A 14,709-nucleotide genomic window follows, 5' to 3' on the forward strand; every position below is an offset into this window, starting at 1 on the left:
AGGCCTTTCACCATCTTATCACCTAGGGGGCAATCATAATGAAATTTTTGTCTTACCTTACAGTAATTTTGGTGATTCTTGGCGGTTTGAATTGGTTGTTTGTAGCGTTAGATTACAATGTAGTTGAGAAATGGTTTGGTTCTATGCCGGCGCTTGTGGACACTATTTATTGGCTCATTGGTCTTTCTGCTATTTATCAAATTTTTGATCGGTTCTTCACGGACAATTAGCAATTATACTTTATTACTAGAGTGTTAAGTACGATTATGTACTTAACACTTTTTTGTATGTTTATAAAAAGTAGTTTGCACATGCAAGCGATTCCATTGCGTCTTACGCCGTAATAATAGAAAACAAATTGACCACGTATTATATTTCAGGTTATAATTCAGAAAGTTTAAAAATTAATAAAAATAAGAAATAGGGAGGTTATCAGGGTGATGGAGAGAGTATATAATTTTTCAGCTGGACCATCAATACTCCCTTTGCCAGTTTTAGAGAAAGTGCAAAAGGAGCTTGTAAATTATAACGGGACAGGCATGTCTATTATGGAAATGAGTCATCGATCTTCTTATTTTCAAAGTATTATAGATGAAGCAAGTAGCCTAATTCGTGAATTAATGAACATTCCTGATGAGTATGAAGTACTGTTTTTACAAGGCGGTGCGTCATTACAATTCTCTATGATACCGTTAAATGTAATGAATACGTACAAAAAAGCAGGGTACGTATTAACTGGCTCATGGTCTAAAAAGGCGATGCAAGAAGCTGAAAAAATAGGGGAAGTACAAGTGCTTGCTTCTTCTGAAAAAGAGAAGTTTACTACAATTCCTAAACTGGATGGTTTACCAAATGATGAAAAACTAGATTATGTACATATTACAACGAACAATACAATTGAGGGTACGAAATATGTGGACATTCCACGTTTAGATAGAGTACCGCTCGTTGCAGATATGTCCTCAAATATTTTATCAGAACAATATGATGTTACGAAGTTCGGCCTTATATATGCGGGAGCGCAAAAGAATTTAGGACCAGCGGGCTTAACGATTGCAATTATAAAAAGAGATTTAATTGGGGGAGCAGATCGCTCTTGTCCTACAATGTTAAACTATGAAACTTACAGCAAAAATAACTCCTTATATAATACACCGCCATCCTTTAGTATTTACGTAACGAAACTTGTACTAGAGTGGTTGAAAGAGCAAGGCGGGGTATCTGCGATTGAAGAACAGAATAGAATGAAATCTTCACTTCTTTACAATTTCTTAGATGAATCAAAATTGTTTACTTCACCAGTTGATCCTACGTATCGATCACTTATGAACATTCCGTTTACAACACCGTCAGAAGAGCTGAACAATGAGTTTTTACAAAAAGCGAAAGAACGCGGCCTTGTTACGTTAAAAGGGCATCGCTCAGTCGGTGGTATGCGTGCAAGTATTTACAATGCGATGCCAGTACACGGTGTACAGCAATTAGTAAATTATATGAAGGAATTTGAGCTTGAGAATAGATAGGGAGATGGGGATATGTTTCGTGTTCAAACGTTAAATCAAATTGCGGAAAAGGGTTTGCAAGTACTTAGCGGAGAGCGTTATGAAGTAGGGGATAGAATGGACCACCCAGATGGTATTTTACTTCGCAGCTATTCTTTACACCAAGAAGAATTTTCAAAAGACTTAAAGGCGATTGCAAGAGCTGGTGCTGGTGTAAATAATATTCCTGTCGAGCGATGTACAGAAAAAGGGATTGTAGTATTTAATACACCAGGAGCGAATGCCAATGCAGTAAAGGAACTTATTATCGCCAGCCTTATTATGTCTTCACGTAACATTATTAACGGTGTAAGCTGGACGAAAAATTTAGAGGGTGAAGAAGTACCGCAGCTTGTTGAATCAGAAAAAAAACAATTCGTTGGATCAGAAATTGCAGGGAAACGTCTAGGTGTAATTGGCCTCGGCGCAATCGGTGCTTTAGTTGCGAACGATGCGTTAGCTTTAGGGATGGACGTTGTCGGATATGATCCTTACATTTCAGTTGAAACAGCATGGCGCCTTTCTACACATGTACAAAGAGCATTTAGTTTAGATGAAATTTTCGCAACATGTGATTATATTACACTTCATATTCCTCTTACGAATCAAACGAAGGGGATTATTGGTGAACACGCTGTAGAGAAGATGAAAAAAGGTATGCGTTTATTCAATTTCTCTAGAGGAGAACTTGTAGATGAAAATGTTCTTCAAAAAGCGTTAGAAGAAGATGTTATTACGCATTACGTAACAGACTTCCCGAATGAAAATGTGATAAAGATGAAAAATGTAACAGCGACGCCTCACCTTGGTGCATCTACATCTGAATCAGAAGAAAATTGTGCAATCATGGCAGCGCGCCAATTACGTGAATATTTAGAGACAGGAAATATTCGTAATTCAGTAAACTATCCAAACGTCGAACTCCCTTATATCGGAAAGAAACGTATTACAATCATGCATCAAAACGTCCCGAACATGGTAGGACAAATTACAGGATGTTTAGCAGAACATCATATTAATATTGCGGATATGATTAATCGTAGTAAACATTCTTGGGCGTATACAATGATTGATATTGATAACGGAATTGATGATATAATAAAAGAGAACATTGTGGAAAATATAAGCAAAATTACAGGTGTTGTAGCCGTTCGAATGATTGTGTAAAGGAGAGAGGAAAACTTGGCAAAAATCCGACCGTTTCGGGCCATTCGTCCAGTAGAAGAAAAAGCAGCGGAAGTTGCAGCTTTACCGTATGACGTATTAAATAGTAAAGAGGCAAGAGAGGTTGTAAAAGGGAATCCGTATTCTTTCTTACACGTTGATAAAGCAGAAATTGATTTAGACCCGGCACTTTCACCGTACGATGATCGTGTATATGAAAAAGCGGGTGAAAATTTAAATCGATTTATACGAGAAGAAGTATTCATACAAGATGAAGAGCCATCACTGTACATTTATGAACTGACGATGGAAGGAAGAACGCAGTCAGGTCTTGTCGTTTGTACATCTATTGATGAGTATGAAGATGATACAATTAAAAAACATGAAAGAACGCGTCACGAAAAAGAATTAGATCGTATTCGCCATGTAGATGTGTGTGATGCAAATACGGGGCCTATCTTTTTAACGTATCGTACGAAAGAAGATGTGAAACGTATCATTGCAAGCTGGAAAGAAGAGCATGCGCCAATCTATACATTTACAGCAGAAGATGGCGTGGAGCATGTTGCCTGGAAAATAGTTGATGAGGATGTAATTGCTACTTTAGTAAACTTATTTGAAGATATTTCTAATCTTTATATTGCAGATGGGCATCATCGCTCAGCATCAGCAGCAAAAGTAGGGCTCATGCGAAGAGAACAATATCCGAATTACACAGGAGAAGAAGAGTTTAATTTCTTCCTATCTGTATTATTCCCTCACGATGAATTATCCATTTGGGACTATAACCGAGTTGTGAAAGATTTAAACGGCTTATCAGAAGAACAGTTTTTAAAGCAAATTGCACAATACTTTTATGTAGAAGAAGCAGCTGTTTCTCCGTATAAACCAAATGAGCCAAAAACATTTGGTATGTATGTAAACGAGAAATGGTATAGACTCACAGTGAAAGAGGAAACGTTTGATGCGAATGATCTCGTTAAAGGTTTAGATGTATCTATTCTGCAAGATCATTTATTAAGCCAAGTACTTGAAATACACGACCCGCGATCTGATTCACGCATTGACTTTGTCGGAGGAATCCGCGGATTAGAAGAACTAGAACGCCTTGTAAATAGCGGTGAATATAAAGCAGCGTTTTCATTATATCCGACATCAATGGAAGCTTTACTATCAATCGCAGACGCTGGAGAAATTATGCCGCCGAAGTCAACGTGGTTTGAACCGAAACTGCGTAGTGGGTTGTTTGTACATTCTTTAAAGTAAATATAGACTTCTTTAGATTGAAAAACCGAAATGATTATAGTTTCGGTTTTTCTTATTTATAAAGTGTTTTTGAGGAGGGGTATAGATGAAATTGCAAGTAGGGGAAAAAATCACCTTTGAGCGAACTTTTACGAAAGAGGATGTTGTTTTATTTACGGAAGTATCGAAAGATGAAGGTGTTCATCATGTTACACCAGATGAGCAGGGGAGATTTGTTGTACAAGGACTGTTAACATCAACGTTGCCTACAAAAATTGGCGGTGATTATAACGTACTAGCTCGCAAGATGGATTTTGAATTTGTACGTCCTGTTTTTAGCGGTGATACGATTCGTTGTGACGTAACTATTGAACAATTTGAGCCCGATGAAAAAAATCGTACAAAAATTATTGCGATGTTTATATGTAGGAATCAACTTGAAAAAGAAGTTATGCAGGGGAGTTTTTCTGGGATTATTCTTTAGTTAGTAGGAAAAGTAATGAATAGGTGGGGGGCACATGCCTCTCGGGCTTAGATTTTTAATTCCCCCCATAACGAAAATTTTATGCATTGCTGGATACTGATAATAAGACGTTATGTAATATACTCTGTTCTTTTCTTAACTAATAGAAGAATAGTTGAATAAGCTTGTCAATAAAAAGGACATTCCTAGTATTACAAGAAATGTCCTTTCCACTAAATTATAGGATATTTTGCTGGAATTCAAACTCTAAAATTAGTTTACTGGTTTGACCTGTAAACTGATAATTATAGGACCCTCTTAGTTTTTCTAAGTTACCGGTAGCTTTAATAATTGTTCCTGGGGAATCTAGATTTCCTTTATCAAATATTCCTTGCTCTATAGCTGTAAATGTCCCTTGTTGCCCCTTATAAATTCCTTCGAAGTGTAAAAATCCAGAAATTTTAGCAGTAGCCAAGTGACCATCATTTATATTTGAGTCTAAATAATATAATAAGTATTCAACAAAAGCTTTTCCTTTTAATTCACCATCAATATCATATTCAACATGGGCAATATTAATAGGGAAATCTTTTCTAGTATCATCAATTAGTTTTTCATCCCATTTACTTACTGTAAATGTTGCTTCCATACACGTAAATCCCCCTTTATCATTAGATAAGTAATCTCCCTAAAATGAAAAAATACGCTATTCTTCCTGTAGGATCAGGAAAACATAATTATAAAACTTATGGCTATACTTATTTAAAGTTTTCCTTTATTCCACGCCACTCTCTAAAATAGAGAAAGACCCATTTTCACAATCAATTTCTGCCATCGCACCGTAAGGTAAAATAAACTTCGGCTCGGTATGACCAAAATTTAAATTATAAAGAATCGGCAAATCTTCTAAGTTATGTTCTTTCATAACTTGCAGTATTTCATGTTTATATTCTTCATAATACATTTCGTCTTTTGGTTTACCAAAGATGATACCCTTCGCTTTTTGGAGAATGCCTTGCGCTGCGTAATTTCGTAACCAATACTTTATATAGCTTGGTTCTGGATGGTCTTCAGAAGTTTCAAAGAAAAGGATACTATTTTCCCAATGTTTTTTCTCAGGCCAAAGCTCCGTTCCTTTTGCAAATTCCAAGACTTCTATACAACCACCAATTAAGCGTCCTTGTACGGTAGTAGAGCCTTGAAGTAGTTCATAGCCATTGTTTTGTTGCATCGTACGCCTTGTATCTTTATTTACCTCTATCCATTCTAAACGCTCACTCGTCCATTCATGAGCTGGTTGAATCTCGCCAATTGTCTCATTTGAAAAGAGAGTCCGATTTACCATTTCAACTGTATATGGATCCATCTCTACATTTTCGGCAAAATCAGTTAAAATTGCTGGACCGTAAAAAGAGGAAATTCCTGCTTTATGACAAAACAAGTGTGAAATGGTAACGTCAGAGTACCCCATAAAAATTTTCGGATTTTCACGTATTACATTAAAATCTATATAGGGAAGTAAGCGAATGCTATCTTCACCGCCAATATTCGAAATAATTGCTTTCACGCGCGTATCCTTAAAAGCTGTCATTAAATCTTCCGCACGAGCCTGTGGATTGTTATAAATGAATTCGCTACCTTTTAAACTATTTGGCATTGGGACAACCGTAAGACCGAAAACTTCTTCTAATCTCTTTACTCCTTGTTCATAACGCCATCTTATCTCAGAATCACCTGCGCCTCCCCATGAAGGACTTACTGTTGCTACGATATCACCTGGCTGTAATCTGTTTGGTTTCTTTAACATATTAACTCCGCTCCTACATAATGTAATGGACTACGATTATACAAACTGTAGTATTGAAAAAATATGATGCATCACATTAGTTTCTTCATCATCAATCCGTTTCCCTGCTGTGATTCAAGAATTTAGCACTCGTGTTGAATATAGGAATAATCGATTCATATTTAAAAGTTACAGTATGCAACATTGCATAAGAAAGATTGTTGCTATTTTATATAACCTGTAACTATAATAGTTACAGGTTGGTCGTATCCAATCAAAAAATATAATCATCATGAATGGAGAGGTTACATATGGGTATGAAAAAATTAATTTTAGCAGGTGCTTTAGGGATCGCAGCATTATCAGGAACGAATTTACCAGGATTAGAACTATCAAAAGCGAGTGCAGCTTCTATTGAATCGAATTTCTCGACGTTAGAAGGACGAGTAGTAGAAGTAGATAACGGTGTAATTGTCGTAAAATCTAAGCAATATGAGGAGCCTGTAAGTGTATATATAGATTCTCTTTCAAATGTGAAAGTAGGAGATGAAGTAAAAGCTACTGGATCTATGATGCGTAATTTTACTGAATATATGGTTGCAAATACAGTTGAAAATACGTCAAATAAATTAGGTATGCACATGAAAGAAGATGGTTCTCCTGATTATGTGATTGGGGAAGTATCAAAAGTAGGAACGAGGGAAGAGGAAGGAGAAGGTTCTACTAAATATGTCGTAGTTGAGTATCCATCACTAAATGGGAAGAAAGTTATTATTGATGTTTTCTTAACGAAGGGACAAGTATTTAATACGGGCGAGAAAGTAAAAATTGATATGAAGTATGTAGGCTGGGGTGGAAGTTCTATTAACTGGAACACGGTTGATCATATCGAAAGAGTTTATGAAGCAAAGACGAACGCTGAAAATAATGATGATGTATGGATTTGGTCTTAATTAGAATTCTGTAATTAACAAATATATCCCTTAGTACCCAGCAAATTGTCATACACATGATCATTTGCTGGGTACTTTTTGTTTATTTTTACATCATTGTATCTATAATAATTTTTAAAATGCGGGTATACAGTTGAATCGAATAAACCCATATAGACAAGTGTTTTATCCTATTGCTTATGCATTGATTTTATTCAAAATTGAGACTCTATTGGTCGTAAATAATAGATAATTTTGTTTTACTGTTCTGATTAAAATCCGGTCTGTTGTAGCGTATGCTGTTCCAATTCGGATTACGTTTTCTTCTTCTACACCAGCATAGGTTTCATCTTCTGTAACTTCAATAATTTCACTTAATGGAATTTGAATCTTAGCTAGTTGCCATGAAATAATTAATTCTCCATCTGTTTTTTTGATATCGATACCTAGCATGTTACCAAAACCTTTCTGTATTACAATATGGCTATTAATTTTATTATACAGATTTAAAGGGTTTATTTCTATTGTGAAATTTGATTTTTCAATTTTTTCACAAGGTATCGTACTACGAACAAAAAAGGGTATCCACTAGCACCTGCAATCTTCCTGAAATGAAGACGATCTTTTTTATTTTGTGAATTTTTGAGAATAAGAGATTTTTGATTAGAATATGATGTTTAAATCGGAGCGAATTTAAAAAATACAATAATGAAAGAGGTGTTTATATATGGAGCAAGATGAGAATTATTTACGAGCTAAAAAAAGGGTGGAGAATTTAAAAGCGTTTTACATTCATTTAACGGTGTATATACTAGTGAACTTAATGCTTTTTATTATAAATATAATCTCTGATTCCAGTAAATTGTGGTTTTTATATCCACTTGCAGGTTGGGGAATCGGTATCGTTATACATGGTTTGACAACTTTTCCAGTTGGGATATTCGGAAAAGAGTGGGAAGAACGAAAGATTAAAGAATATATGGAGAAGGATAAGTAAATTTATTTCTGGAAATTATGAATATAAAATCTCATATGAATCTCTATGATCACACGCTTGATGCGAAGTTTATTCTATAGCTTCGCCTATTTGTTTTGTATTTGAAGTTTGTGCGAGTGAGAGTGTTGATATACATTTTTTAGGGTGAATTGCATGTGAAATCAAAACTTTATTTGTCGTACATAATAAATACAGTTGTTTTACTTTTTAATTACATGTGGATATAGGATGAAGTTGATTTATTACCCTATATTAAAATAAAAATAAACCACTGTTCGATTTGAATATTCCACGATATAATGGTGAGAGTTTATGACAGAATAAATATTTACATAAGAAGTGAGGTACTGTATGAAAAAAAGAACGACAGACATTATTTTTATTATTATTGGTGCATTTCTTTTTGCGTTAGGTGTCAATTTGTTTGTTATCCCGAACGAGTTTGGTGAGGGTGGAGTAACTGGTATCACGATTATTACGTATTATTTATTTGAATGGTCACCAGGCTTAGTTAACTTAATTTTAAATGCGATTTTGTTAATAGCTGGTTATAAATTTTTAAATAAGATTACAACAATTTATACGATTATCGCTGTAGTTACGAACTCGCTATTCCTTCATTTGACAGAAGGTTGGACGATTGCTTCGGATGAAATGCTCGTAAATGCCATTTTCGGAGGAATATTTATTGGGTGCGGGATTGGTCTTATTATTCGTGTTGGCGGAACAACAGCAGGTACTACCATCTTAGCAAGGATGACGCATAAATATTTAGGATGGAGCATTAGCTATGGTTTACTGTTCTTCGATTTAATCGTTGCGTTTTCGTCTTATTTCATCATTGGTGCAGAAAAACTGATGATAACAATTATTATGCTATATGTAGCAACGAAAGTGATGGAATTTGTAATTGAAGGTTTAAATCCGAAGAAAGCCATTACGATTATTTCTGATAACCCGAATGAAATTGCCGGAAAGGTAACTACATTAATGGGCAGAGGGGTTACTGTGTACTCAGGTCATGGCTATTACACGAAAACGCCGAAGGAAATTCTTTATGTTGTTATTAATAAGCAAGAAGTAGTCAAGCTAAAACGGATTGTTCAAACTACAGATCCGGCTGCGTTCATTGCTATACACGATGTTCGTGACGTATTTGGAGAAGGATTCGTTGATATTTCTAAAGCATAGAAATTACTTTTCATTAAAATAATCTTAATACTAAAACGTAAGAATCTATTTTGAATAATCTTTTTTCAAAATAGATTCTTTTTATTTATCTTAAAATGTTGGTTTGTTTTTCTTTTTCTTGCAAAAAATCCAATTGTTTCTTAAGGTAAGGATGTAGAAGGATGAACAAGAGAGGGTTTAATGAAGATGATACATATTTTATTAGCTGATGATGATAAGCATATTAGAGAATTGTTACATTACCATTTGCAAAAAGAGGGGTTTAAAGTTTTTGAAGCGGAAGATGGAAAGGTAGCGCAAGGCGTATTAGAGAAAGAAAATATTCATCTTGCGATAGTAGACATTATGATGCCGTTTGTTGATGGCTATACGTTATGTGAAGAAATCCGGAAGTATCATGATATACCGGTTATTTTATTAACTGCGAAAGATCAGCTAGTCGATAAAGAAAAAGGATTCATTTCTGGTACGGACGATTATATTGTAAAACCATTTGAACCAGCTGAAGTAATTTTCCGTATGAAAGCTCTATTGCGCCGTTATCAAATGCTTAGTGCTGATATTATTACATTACACGGAACGATAATTGACCGAAAAGGGTTTGAAGTGAAGTGTAACGGTCAGACGATTTTGCTTCCATTAAAGGAATTTGAATTATTATCACAACTTGCTAGTTATCCTGGAAGAACCTTTTCAAGAGAAGAATTAATTGAATTAGTATGGGGAATGGATTTTGAAGGAGATGAACGAACAGTTGACGTTCATGTGAAGCGACTGAGAGATCGTTTTTCAAAACGAACAGATGATTTTCAAATTACGACAGTACGCGGACTCGGTTATAAGTTGGAGTTGAAATAAAATGAAATCACTATACTCTAGATTTGTTTTTATGACGGTTGGAATCATGCTACTTAGCAGTATTATCGGTTTTTTATTAACAAATGTGTACTATCAAGTGAAGTTAAAACCGTACAATAGTGAAAAGATTTTAATGTATGCGGAAGAAGTAAAATCGTTATATGAAAAGCAAAGTGAAGAAAATCAAGAGGCATACTTACAGTCTATTGCGAAGTTAGGATATGAAATTTATATTGTCGATGATAAAAAGAATGGAAAACGTATCGGCAACGCGTTTCGTAAGACAACAATAAGTGATGATACCGTTCATAAAGTATTGAATGGCGAAACGTTTAATGGTGTTTCTACGTATCCAACACGTCTCTTTATTACAGGTTTTTTCGATAATGAATTAATAAATAGTGTCGGTGTACCAGTGCAACACGGTGATAAACAGTACGCTTTATTTATTCGTCCTGACATTCAGAACCAATTTGGCGAGATGCGAATTTTCTTAGCGGTATTACTTGGGTTTATCGTACTATTAAGTATTATCTTTATAGCGATTGCAGCAGGTTATATCGTTCGTCCCATTCGAACATTTACGAAAGCGACTCAAAAGATTGCAAGTGGTGAATATGATATCGAATTAGATGAAAATCGAAAAGATGAAATTGGTACATTAGCAACTAATTTTCAAAAGATGACGAAAAGTATAAAAGAATTAGATGAGATGAGACAAGAATTCGTTTCAAATGTTTCTCATGAATTTCAATCGCCGCTTTCTTCCATACAAGGGTTCTCAAAAACGTTACAGTCAGAAGAGATGAGTGCGGAAGAAAGAAACCATTACTTACAAATTATTGAGGGCGAAAGTAAGCGAATGTCTAGTTTATGTAAACAGTTACTTACGCTAGCTTCACTAGATAAAGAAGAAAAAGTATTACAAATAAAAGAATTCAATTTGCAGAAGCAAATTAAAGACGTTATTTTTATGCTCGAATGGAAATGGCGTGAAAAAGATATCGCCGTTGAATTTGATGTGCCGCATATTACAATACAAGGTGATGAAAACTTACTTCATCAAGTATGGAGTAATATTTTTACGAATAGCATTAAGTTTTCAAACGACGGCGGAACGATTGAATTTGTTGTAGAAGAATTAGAGTCGAGCGTGATGATCTCTATATCAGACAACGGAATCGGTATGGAAAAAGAAGAAATGGATCGTATATTTGATCGTTTTTACAAAGTAGATACGGCAAGGGCAAGAAACGTAGAAGGTAGTGGTTTAGGATTATCGATTGTGCAGAAAATTGTTGAACTGCATAACGGAAACGTTTCAGTATATAGTACGAAAGGGGAAGGGACTACTGTTCAGGTGGAGCTTCCGAAATAGATGGAAGGGAAGAGGCTGTTTGGGAATGGCCTCTTTTTTTGTCATTTTGTTTCGGGAGATCACTGATATATTTTCGCTTATGTGTAAAGTGACAAAAAGTTGTTTGAAACAATGCGAGTCATTCTATTTCACAATTGTGCCATATTCTTGAATAACGCTTAGTGATTAATTTGGATATCCATGTGAATAAATAGGGGTTGCTAAGGAGTGTACTTATGGTAACAAATCAGATTAGTCTAGGGAGGAATATTATAAATAAAATGGAATAATAAATAAATTGAACAACAGAATTTATAGATAAATTATTTATCTTTTAGGCATCAATTGTTTCAATACGAAAAAACTATTAGAAATGAGGGATTTTAAGATGACACACCCCGCATTAATAATGTACAAATACCACGTATGGGCAAATGGAGTGATAATTGATCGTTTAAAAGAACTACCACAGGACATTTATCATAAGGAAATTCAGAGTGGTTTTTCTTCGGTATCAAAGGTGTTGTCGCACATTTACCTTACAGATTACGCATGGTTTGACATTATCTTAGGTAAAAGTATGAATGAAGCAATGGTGTCTACGAACCAATTGAGAGAACAGGTGGAAACGAAAAATATTGAGGAAATGAAAAAAATATTTCAAGACTTATCCGAACGAAACAAAGCCCTTTTAAACAGTCAAGAAGATATTGATAAGTTGATAGTGGTGAACAACCCATATGCTGGGGTGCTTGAAACTTCTATTTCTGAATCAGTACTTCACGTTGTCACCCATGGTTCTTATCACCGTGGCAATATAGCTACCATGTTGCGGCAAATGGGGCAAACCTCTGTTATGCAAGATTTTGGACTTTACCTATATTCAAAATAAAACAGAGTTACTCAAGCATCAATCTCCTTTAAATGGTTCCGTTTTTAAACCAGTACTTAGTCAAAAAGAAAAAGGAAACAGTCAAAATCATCATCTTGATTTTCCACAATTGGGCGCTATTGTGGAATGAAGCTTAGGTTTTTAAATAACTTTATTGTTATATTTTTTAGTGAAGTGAAGTATCTTACATACAAAATGAAATAACTATATTTTTAACCCCGTCTTATATTTAGAACGGGGTTATACTTGTTTGAACTTATAAAATTAAATAAATTTATTATCTTTACACATTACGGATTAGATAATGTTTTCTTTCTGCTATAAAGCCGCATCTTTCCCGGGCTCTACTTTAAATCGAACTTCAAAAGTATCCGCTGTAATTTCATCAGCTTTCGGCAAAGCCCGTAACTTTGGATGAAGTAGCCATACGAAAGAAATAAATAAAATCCCGATGCTAGCGAACGCGAAAATGAGTTGGCTACTAAATACATTTGCAGCATATCCACCAATTAAAGAACCGAACGGCATAGCAATTGTGCCCATACTTCGCATGACTGAGTTTATGCGTCCAATATACTGATTTGGAATTACAATTTGACTAATTGTCGCAAATAATATGTTGGTTGCACCAATTGGAATCCAGGCTAGACCGAATAAGAGAATAGACAACCACTGAAACGGTACGATCGTGGAGAGAAACCAAAAGATAGCACCAGTCGCAAAGCCAATAATAGAGACACGGCCAACATTACGTTTACCAACCCATGAACTGAATAATGCTCCAATTAAACTGCCGGCTGATATAGCGGCTAAGAAGAAGCCATATGATTTCACGCCTCCTAAAGAATCGGCGAAAGAAGGGAGTATCGCCATCGTCATACCGATTGAAAAATTAGCGACTACTGAACCGATTAAGAATACGCCCATTAATGAACGGAAGACGATCGAAAAACCTTCTTTTAAATCAGTGAAATATTGTTTAGTTGAAAGTGATGTATTGGTTTCTGCTTGCTTTGGCATTTTCAATGAAAAGAACAAAAGGGCAGTAATCGCGAATGTAATAGAGTCAATTACATATAAAGTGATTGCGCCAAGTAGTGCTACTAATATGCCAGAAAGCGTCGTGCAAATTAAATCAATGCCTTGATACGCAAATGAAAAGAGTGAATTTCCTTTTAATAGTTGTGTTTTATGAAGTAGAAGTGGTAAAGCTTTTGATTGTGCGGGATAGGCGAATTGTTCGATAAAGGCTACGATGGGCATGATGATGAGTAGTAGTTGAACTGTTAATAGATCGAAGTAGTGTGTAATAGGAATGATTAAAATAAGCATGCATTGCAAAACTTGTGTAATGACGAGGGTGTTTTTTATTGCCCATCTATCAACGAATGGGCCGGTAAGGAATTGTAATGCAGAAGGTAATAATGTAAGGAAACCAGCCAATCCAGAATAAAAAGGATTACCACTCAGCTTATATACGAGCCACATCGCAGCTACATAATATAAGCTATCTCCTATGTTTGTAAAAATTCTCCCTAAAAAAAGTAAGAGGAAATTTCGGTTTTTTAATATGTCCATTTAATCTACTCCTTTATAAAAAAATTATTCGGTAAAATAAATTTGACCGTCTATGTAAAAAAAATCGTATTACGATTTTTCTTCTTTTTTCACAAAGCGCTGCATTGCTTTTTCATCGATTTGTAGTGCAGTAGTAGAAATGTAATAAGATTTACTATTTGGATCTTTATCTGCGTCTTTTGCGATATCATTTAATTCAGCCATTAATTCATGAAATTTTTTCACCCACACTTGAAATTGTTCTGGCGTGGCATCAAACTCCCAGCAAGATGAAACGTAATTCCACTCTGCTGGGTCTTCGCTTACTTTTCGTAGTGTAAAAGCTTCTTCTGGTGCAGCGAGAATATGGCTTTTCGTTCTTTCTGTCATTTGTAAAAAGATTTGGCGACCTGATTCGCTTAATATTTCTAAATGAGGTAATAGGTCCGCGGCAGGGGTGAAGCCTCTAGCGACGGATTGATAAAACTTTTGAATGATGCCATTCTTTTCTTCTGTATAAACAATTTCTATAAAACCATTCTTTTCTAATTCTTTTAAATGATAATGAATTTTAGCCCTTGGAATGCCGAATTTATCAGATAGTAATTGTCCTGTATAAGGACGTTCGCATAGACGCATCATCATTTCGACACGAAGTGGATCGCTTATTGCTTTTAGTTGGCTATAAGTAGTTAGTGTTAACATGGGTTTCAACAAGATCAACTC

General features: G+C 35.1%; 16 protein-coding genes. 11 read left to right on the plus strand and 5 right to left on the minus strand.

The window, feature by feature from the left end:
* The first annotated feature begins 38 nt into the window (after window positions 1–38).
* The 5 genes from CER22_RS18610 (at window position 39) to CER22_RS18630 (ending at window position 4,434) form a co-directional block, all read left to right on the plus strand.
* On the plus strand, window positions 39–230 hold the full coding sequence (locus CER22_RS18610) for a DUF378 domain-containing protein (RefSeq protein ID WP_000670803.1): 192 nt from the start codon (window positions 39–41) through the stop codon (window positions 228–230).
* A 210-nt stretch (window positions 231–440) separates the two neighbouring features.
* A complete protein-coding gene (serC, locus tag CER22_RS18615; RefSeq protein WP_087984264.1) occupies window positions 441–1,523 on the plus strand; it encodes a 3-phosphoserine/phosphohydroxythreonine transaminase in 1,083 nt (360 codons plus the stop codon).
* A gap of 12 nt (window positions 1,524–1,535) precedes the next feature.
* Complete coding sequence (locus CER22_RS18620; protein WP_088609328.1) at window positions 1,536–2,708, plus strand: 3-phosphoglycerate dehydrogenase family protein; 1,173 nt, start codon at window positions 1,536–1,538, stop codon at window positions 2,706–2,708.
* Between the two features lie 15 nt (window positions 2,709–2,723).
* Entirely contained in the window at window positions 2,724–3,971 is a 1,248-nt protein-coding gene (locus tag CER22_RS18625) for a DUF1015 domain-containing protein (RefSeq protein ID WP_088609329.1), read from the plus strand.
* Between the two features lie 85 nt (window positions 3,972–4,056).
* On the plus strand, window positions 4,057–4,434 hold the full coding sequence (locus tag CER22_RS18630; RefSeq protein ID WP_048544764.1) for a MaoC/PaaZ C-terminal domain-containing protein: 378 nt from the start codon (window positions 4,057–4,059) through the stop codon (window positions 4,432–4,434).
* Window positions 4,435–4,651: 217 nt separating this feature from the next.
* On the opposite strand, the gene CER22_RS18635 is transcribed toward CER22_RS18630, so the two are convergent.
* Window positions 4,652–5,062, minus strand: a complete 411-nt coding sequence (locus CER22_RS18635; protein ID WP_088609330.1) for a DUF3224 domain-containing protein — start codon at window positions 5,060–5,062, stop codon at window positions 4,652–4,654.
* Between the two features lie 126 nt (window positions 5,063–5,188).
* On the minus strand, window positions 5,189–6,220 hold the full coding sequence (locus CER22_RS18640; RefSeq protein WP_088609331.1) for a S66 family peptidase: 1,032 nt from the start codon (window positions 6,218–6,220) through the stop codon (window positions 5,189–5,191).
* A gap of 290 nt (window positions 6,221–6,510) precedes the next feature.
* On the opposite strand from CER22_RS18640, the gene CER22_RS18645 reads away from it, so the two are divergent.
* On the plus strand, window positions 6,511–7,152 hold the full coding sequence (locus CER22_RS18645; RefSeq protein WP_088609332.1) for an ATP F0F1 synthase subunit alpha: 642 nt from the start codon (window positions 6,511–6,513) through the stop codon (window positions 7,150–7,152).
* A 177-nt stretch (window positions 7,153–7,329) separates the two neighbouring features.
* On the opposite strand, the gene CER22_RS18650 is transcribed toward CER22_RS18645, so the two are convergent.
* Complete coding sequence (locus CER22_RS18650; RefSeq protein ID WP_000900575.1) at window positions 7,330–7,584, minus strand: SunI/YnzG family protein; 255 nt, start codon at window positions 7,582–7,584, stop codon at window positions 7,330–7,332.
* A gap of 274 nt (window positions 7,585–7,858) precedes the next feature.
* Between CER22_RS18650 and CER22_RS18655 the strand changes: the two genes are divergently transcribed.
* From CER22_RS18655 to CER22_RS18675, 5 genes are all read left to right on the plus strand, one after another.
* Window positions 7,859–8,128, plus strand: a complete 270-nt coding sequence (locus CER22_RS18655) for a 2TM domain-containing protein (protein WP_088609333.1) — start codon at window positions 7,859–7,861, stop codon at window positions 8,126–8,128.
* 351 nt (window positions 8,129–8,479) lie between these two features.
* Window positions 8,480–9,319 carry a YitT family protein gene (locus tag CER22_RS18660; protein ID WP_000747488.1) on the plus strand — a complete coding sequence of 280 codons (840 nt, stop codon included), beginning with the start codon at window positions 8,480–8,482 and terminating at the stop codon, window positions 9,317–9,319.
* A gap of 180 nt (window positions 9,320–9,499) precedes the next feature.
* Entirely contained in the window at window positions 9,500–10,177 is a 678-nt protein-coding gene (locus CER22_RS18665) for a response regulator transcription factor (RefSeq protein ID WP_002013739.1), read from the plus strand.
* Window position 10,178: 1 nt separating this feature from the next.
* Window positions 10,179–11,555 carry a sensor histidine kinase gene (locus CER22_RS18670; RefSeq protein WP_088609334.1) on the plus strand — a complete coding sequence of 459 codons (1,377 nt, stop codon included), beginning with the start codon at window positions 10,179–10,181 and terminating at the stop codon, window positions 11,553–11,555.
* A gap of 367 nt (window positions 11,556–11,922) precedes the next feature.
* Window positions 11,923–12,426, plus strand: coding sequence for a DinB family protein (locus CER22_RS18675; protein WP_000149530.1), 504 nt, complete (start codon window positions 11,923–11,925; stop codon window positions 12,424–12,426).
* Window positions 12,427–12,744: 318 nt separating this feature from the next.
* Here the strand turns inward: CER22_RS18675 and CER22_RS18680 are convergent, their stop codons facing one another.
* Both CER22_RS18680 and CER22_RS18685 read right to left on the minus strand, forming a co-directional pair.
* Window positions 12,745–14,004 (minus strand): MFS transporter, encoded by a 1,260-nt coding sequence (locus tag CER22_RS18680; protein WP_088609335.1) that lies wholly within the window; start codon window positions 14,002–14,004, stop codon window positions 12,745–12,747.
* Window positions 14,005–14,073: 69 nt separating this feature from the next.
* Entirely contained in the window at window positions 14,074–14,697 is a 624-nt protein-coding gene (locus CER22_RS18685) for an ArsR/SmtB family transcription factor (RefSeq protein WP_000803870.1), read from the minus strand.
* Window positions 14,698–14,709 lie beyond the last annotated feature (12 nt).

It is taken from the genome of Bacillus sp. K2I17, assembly GCF_002209985.1.
Classification (GTDB): domain Bacteria; phylum Bacillota; class Bacilli; order Bacillales; family Bacillaceae_G; genus Bacillus_A; species Bacillus_A wiedmannii.

Bases quoted from the DNA above. Each gene is read 5' to 3' on its own strand.
- serC (WP_087984264.1), top strand. From the start codon at position 441: ATGGAGAGAGTATATAATTTTTCAGCTGGACCATCAATACTCCCTTTG.
- CER22_RS18645 (WP_088609332.1), top strand. From the start codon at position 6,511: ATGGGTATGAAAAAATTAATTTTAGCAGGTGCTTTAGGGATCGCAGCA.
- CER22_RS18610 (WP_000670803.1), top strand. From the start codon at position 39: ATGAAATTTTTGTCTTACCTTACAGTAATTTTGGTGATTCTTGGCGGT.
- CER22_RS18630 (WP_048544764.1), top strand. From the start codon at position 4,057: ATGAAATTGCAAGTAGGGGAAAAAATCACCTTTGAGCGAACTTTTACG.
- CER22_RS18675 (WP_000149530.1), top strand. From the start codon at position 11,923: ATGACACACCCCGCATTAATAATGTACAAATACCACGTATGGGCAAAT.
- CER22_RS18650 (WP_000900575.1), bottom strand. From the start codon at position 7,584: ATGCTAGGTATCGATATCAAAAAAACAGATGGAGAATTAATTATTTCA.
- CER22_RS18655 (WP_088609333.1), top strand. From the start codon at position 7,859: ATGGAGCAAGATGAGAATTATTTACGAGCTAAAAAAAGGGTGGAGAAT.
- CER22_RS18665 (WP_002013739.1), top strand. From the start codon at position 9,500: ATGAAGATGATACATATTTTATTAGCTGATGATGATAAGCATATTAGA.
- CER22_RS18640 (WP_088609331.1), bottom strand. From the start codon at position 6,220: ATGTTAAAGAAACCAAACAGATTACAGCCAGGTGATATCGTAGCAACA.
- CER22_RS18620 (WP_088609328.1), top strand. From the start codon at position 1,536: ATGTTTCGTGTTCAAACGTTAAATCAAATTGCGGAAAAGGGTTTGCAA.
- CER22_RS18670 (WP_088609334.1), top strand. From the start codon at position 10,179: ATGAAATCACTATACTCTAGATTTGTTTTTATGACGGTTGGAATCATG.
- CER22_RS18660 (WP_000747488.1), top strand. From the start codon at position 8,480: ATGAAAAAAAGAACGACAGACATTATTTTTATTATTATTGGTGCATTT.
- CER22_RS18680 (WP_088609335.1), bottom strand. From the start codon at position 14,004: ATGGACATATTAAAAAACCGAAATTTCCTCTTACTTTTTTTAGGGAGA.
- CER22_RS18635 (WP_088609330.1), bottom strand. From the start codon at position 5,062: ATGGAAGCAACATTTACAGTAAGTAAATGGGATGAAAAACTAATTGAT.